This is a genomic window from Curtobacterium oceanosedimentum (genome assembly GCF_020297365.1).
Lineage (GTDB): Bacteria > Actinomycetota > Actinomycetes > Actinomycetales > Microbacteriaceae > Curtobacterium.
On sequence record NZ_JAIXIG010000056.1, the window covers coordinates 1 to 1214 of the forward strand.

At 55.7% G+C, this 1214-nt stretch carries 1 protein-coding gene and 1 other annotated feature (1 of these 2 running past the window's edge); the gene reads right to left on the reverse strand.

Features of this window, described 5'->3' with window-relative positions; translation table 11 throughout:
• Positions 1-217 (reverse strand): hypothetical protein (locus LEL83_RS15685; protein ID WP_225559520.1); only part of this gene is annotated, 217 nt, incomplete at its 3' end.
• Positions 6-1214 (forward strand) — a sequence feature (most likely nonfunctional fraction of RNA operon); it runs 3343 nt beyond the window's last position. (Overlaps the previous gene by 212 nt.)

Below are 1214 nucleotides of genomic sequence, written 5' to 3' on the forward strand. Positions count from 1 at the left end.
TGGCTGGGTTTGAGACAATTCCTTTTGGATTGAAGATTGTCAGTAGACAGTCGACAGTCAGAATCAACTCGCTGACGCTTTCGGGTGTTGGTTGTAATTTTTTACGGAGAGTTTGATCCTGGCTCAGGACGAACGCTGGCGGCGTGCTTAACACATGCAAGTCGAACGATGATGCCCAGCTTGCTGGGTGGATTAGTGGCGAACGGGTGAGTAACACGTGAGTAACCTGCCCCTGACTCTGGGATAAGCGTTGGAAACGACGTCTAATACTGGATACGACTGCCGGCCGCATGGTCTGGTGGTGGAAAGATTTTTTGGTTGGGGATGGACTCGCGGCCTATCAGCTTGTTGGTGAGGTAATGGCTCACCAAGGCGACGACGGGTAGCCGGCCTGAGAGGGTGACCGGCCACACTGGGACTGAGACACGGCCCAGACTCCTACGGGAGGCAGCAGTGGGGAATATTGCACAATGGGCGAAAGCCTGATGCAGCAACGCCGCGTGAGGGATGACGGCCTTCGGGTTGTAAACCTCTTTTAGTAGGGAAGAAGCGAAAGTGACGGTACCTGCAGAAAAAGCACCGGCTAACTACGTGCCAGCAGCCGCGGTAATACGTAGGGTGCAAGCGTTGTCCGGAATTATTGGGCGTAAAGAGCTCGTAGGCGGTTTGTCGCGTCTGCTGTGAAATCCCGAGGCTCAACCTCGGGCTTGCAGTGGGTACGGGCAGACTAGAGTGCGGTAGGGGAGATTGGAATTCCTGGTGTAGCGGTGGAATGCGCAGATATCAGGAGGAACACCGATGGCGAAGGCAGATCTCTGGGCCGTAACTGACGCTGAGGAGCGAAAGCATGGGGAGCGAACAGGATTAGATACCCTGGTAGTCCATGCCGTAAACGTTGGGCGCTAGATGTAGGGACCTTTCCACGGTTTCTGTGTCGTAGCTAACGCATTAAGCGCCCCGCCTGGGGAGTACGGCCGCAAGGCTAAAACTCAAAGGAATTGACGGGGGCCCGCACAAGCGGCGGAGCATGCGGATTAATTCGATGCAACGCGAAGAACCTTACCAAGGCTTGACATACACCGGAAACGGCCAGAGATGGTCGCCCCCTTGTGGTCGGTGTACAGGTGGTGCATGGTTGTCGTCAGCTCGTGTCGTGAGATGTTGGGTTAAGTCCCGCAACGAGCGCAACCCTCGTTCTATGTTGCCAGCGGGTC